Below are 3847 nucleotides of genomic sequence, written 5' to 3' on the forward strand. Positions count from 1 at the left end.
CCGGCGTCCTTGGTGCCGTCCTCGAGGGCGAAGGCGCCGACGGTGGAGTTGGCGGTGGTGATCTCGGCGGCGGTGGCGGTGCGCTGGCCGGCAAAGACCGGGGTCGGGGTCTGCCAGTCGTTGTTGGCGGCGACGACTTGTTTGTCGGCGTTGAAGACCTTGATCTGAGGATCGATGAGGACGCCGGTGACGCCGTGAGCGGCGAGGCCGGGGCCGATGCCGCGCACGAGGATGCGCTTGGGGCTGTTGCCGGTGACGACGAAGCCGCCGACCAGGACCTGTTCGCCGCCGGCGACGTCACCGCTGGAGGAGATGTTGATCAGGCGTTGGTATTCGGAGTTGGGGTTTTCCGAGGCGTCGTAGATTTCGGCAATGGCCACCCCGGCGGCGCCGGCGTTGTTGACGTGCATGGTGTAGGCGCCGGGTTCGAGTTCGGTGACCAGGGCGGCGTCGAGGCTGCCGTCGGGCAGGGGGAAGGCGCCGGTGACGGTGGTGGCCATGGCGGCGTTGGCGTCGGCGCCCCAGTTGTCGTTGGTGGCGATCTGGCTGCCGTCGGCGGCGAAGAGGGTCAGGCGCGGGTCGGCGGCGGGCCCGGTGATGCCGTAGTCGGCCAGCGAGGGACCGACGGCGCGCAGGAGCACGCGCTTGGGCTGGGTGCCTCCGATGACGAAGCCCGAGATGAGCGGGTTACCGCCGGCGCTGGTGATGCCGGCGCGGGTGGAGAGGTTGATCAGGCGATCGGTGCGCACGGTGTCGGTGGAGAGTCCGGCAAAGTCGTCCTCCTCGCCACTGGGCAATACGATGGTGCCGGTGACGGTGGTGGAGGGCGCGTCGACGTTGCCGTTGATGGTCAGGTTTTGGGCGGTGGTGATGCTGAAGGTGCCGTTGGTGGCGATGGCGCCGCTGCCGCCACTGACAATCGAGGGCGTGATGGCGATCACGTAGACCTTGCCGGTGGTGCCGACGATGGAGGTGGTGGTGCCGCTCGCCGAGTTGAGCGAGGAGGATTCATACAGGCCGGCCAGGGGCGCGGTGGGACCGTCCGCCGGCTCGAGGCTGCCGGTGAGGGTGACCCCGAGTTCGGCGATCTGCAGGTTGAGGGTGCCGTTGGCAATCGAGCCAGTGAAGGTGTAGGCCAGATCGGCGGCGCTCTGCTTGGGTTGATCGGCCCCGAGTTGCTTGCGCAGGGAGTGGAAGGCAAGGGAGGCGGCCGCGGTGGTGGGGTTGCCCAAGATCTGCAGGCTGGTGGCCGTGACGGTGTTGTCGGGCTGCACCTGGAAGGTGAGGATGTAATACTGACCGGTGGCGCTGATCTGCCCAAAGAGGGTGCCGGTGGTCTTGCCCGCGGGGATCTGCACGGCAAACTCGGTGCCGTTGGAGGTGGTGCCAAAGTAGATCAGGGGACCGGCCGGCACGACGTCGAAGCTCTGGGTGACCGAGTCGGCGGGCACGTAATACAGGTCGCCGGCCTGGGCGGCGCGGATGACGACGGTTCCCGTCGCACCGGTGAGGGTGACCGTGTTGCCGGAGATCAGCGCGGGACCGGAGACCACCGTGTAGGTGATGGGCAGACCGGAGGTGCTGGTGGCGGCCAAGGTAAACGAGCCGTCGTTGGCGCGCTTGTTGCCGATGGCTTGGAAGGTGATGGTGTTGGCCAGGCTGGGCGCCGGGGTAAAGGCGACCGGATCGACCGGCAGGGTGGTCGCGGTGGCGGTGTCCTCGGTGCGGATGATGACCTCGGCGGTGACCTCGGTGTCGATGGTGATGCCGGCCGGGTAGCTGACGGTGAAGGTGAAGGAGGCCGAGCCTTCGGGGATATCGAAGTAGGCCCACTCCAGGAGGTCGGTGGTGCCGACGCCCGGGGTGACACTGACCTCGCCGGTGCCGGAGAGGTAGGACCAGCCGGAGGGCACGGTCACCGCCCACGCCAAAGCCGTGGTGTTGGCCGGATAATCCGCGGCGGTGGCCGTGAAGGTCAGCATGCCGCCACTGGTGAAGGTTTCATCGGAACTGGCGGTCAGCTCCAGGGTGGCGGTGGGCGTGGGCGCCGTGATCGGCAGGGCCCCGGCGAAGAGGGCGGCGGTGCTGAGCAGGAACGCGGTGAGAACGGAGAGTTTCATGGGAATCGTATCAGGTTCTTGGGTTTCGTTCCGGGTTTTCAGCGATCGCCCAGACCGGGGGCGAAGCCGTCCTCGGTGGCCGGGTCGTAGTGATAGTCGCCGGTGCGCGCGGAGCCCGCGCGGGCGTTGTAGAGTTCGATGATGCGGGTCAGCTCCAAGAGGCTGATTTGTCCATCGCCATTGGAGTCGGCGGTGTGGGGGAGTATTCGGGTCCCCGCGCCCGGTTCGTAGCGATCGGTGGTCTCATCGTTCGAGCGGTAATCGCCGGTGCGGCGGGTGCCGACCCGGGTGTTGTAGAGTTCGATCATGCGCAACAGCTCCGAGAGGGAGATCTGGTAGTCGCGGTCGGTGTCACCGAAGTGGTAGCCGGAGGTCACGGTGAAGGCGGCGTTCTGACCGGTGAAGGTGTAGTTGGTGGCCGTGAGCGGGCTGACGTCGACCGTGGTGGTGTATCCCCCAATCGCGCTGATCCGGGTGGCGTCGGTCGTGAGCACCGGCGTGCCGGTGACCACCGCCTCGTCCTCACCGTTGACGAAGCCGGCGTAGCTGTAGGTGAGGGTGGGGTTTTCGTCACCGTAGGGGCGATTGATAGCATCGGCCGTGACGGTGACCAGCACCGCGGTGATGTCGCCGGTGAGGACCGGCTGGGTGAGGGAGTAGTTGGCCGCATCGGCGCCGCTAAGGGCGAGCCCGGTCAGGGTGATGGCCTTGCCGGTGCCGACATCGGCGGTGTCATAGGCGACGGTGACGCTGCCGTAGTCGGGCGTCACGGTATCGGAGCCTTGGATACCGCTGAGGCTGCCGCCGGAGTTGTCCAGGGTCGCCGTGGTGTTGCCGTCGTAGGCTTTTGCCGTGATGGCCAGGCCGGGCAGGGTCAGCTCGGCCGCGGTGATGTCGGCCGAGAGGCCACTCGGCATCGTGAGGCTGTAGTTGCCCGCCGCCGCGCCGGTGAGGGCGGAGCCGGACAGGGTGACAGCCTTGGCCGTGCCCACCGCCTTGTCGGCGAAGGTCGCGGTGACGCTGCCTTGATCCAGGCTCACGTCGTCGGAACCGACGATGCCGGTGTAGCCCAGGCCCGAGTAATCGAGCGTGGCGGCGACGCCCGCGTCATAGACTTTGTCCTGGGCGGTGATCCCGGTGACGGTGATCGTGGCCGCGGTGATGTCGGCCGTGGTGGCCGGCTGCGTGAGGGTGTAGTTGCCAGTGTCGGCGCCGGCCAGGGCGAGGCCCGAGACGGTAACGGTCTTCGTGGTGCCGACGGATGCGTCGGCGAAGGCGCCGGCGGCACTGGCCTTGTCCAGGGTCACGTCCTCACTGCCGACCACGCCAACCAGAGCGGCGGAGTCGGTGTCGAGGGTCGCGGTGGCATTGCCGTCGTAGACCTTGTTGGCGGCGGTGACACCGGTGACGGTCAGTTCCTTGGCGGTGATGTCGGCGGTGGTCTCGGGTTGAGTGAGGGTGTAGTTGGCGGCGGTGGTGCCGGTGAGGGCCAGGCCGGAGACAGTGACCGTCTTGGCCGCGCCGATGTCGGCGTCGGCGAAGGCGCCGGCGGCCGAGCTCGTGTCGAGGCCCACGTCATCACCGGAGACCTTGCCGGCCAGGGCGGCCGAGCTGGTGTCCAGCGCGGCGACGGTGGTGCCGTCGTAGGCGCGGTCGGCCGCGGTCACGCCAGTAACGGTGAGCGGGGCGGCGGTGATGTCGGCGGTGGTGGTGGGTTGGATCACCGC

At 68.1% G+C, this 3847-nt stretch carries 2 protein-coding genes; both read right to left on the reverse strand.

Features of this window, described 5'->3' with window-relative positions:
• Positions 1–2120, reverse strand: a 2120-nt coding sequence (locus AC0MRV_RS20805) for a hypothetical protein (RefSeq protein ID WP_472766449.1), incomplete at its 3' end; no start/stop codon positions are given.
• Between the two features lie 38 nt (positions 2121–2158).
• On the reverse strand, positions 2159–3847 hold a 1689-nt coding region (locus tag AC0MRV_RS20810), incomplete at its 5' end, for a YDG domain-containing protein (RefSeq protein WP_472766450.1).

This window comes from Actomonas spartinae, from assembly GCF_051209155.1.
In the GTDB taxonomy this organism is placed as follows: Bacteria; Verrucomicrobiota; Verrucomicrobiia; order Opitutales; family Opitutaceae; genus Actomonas.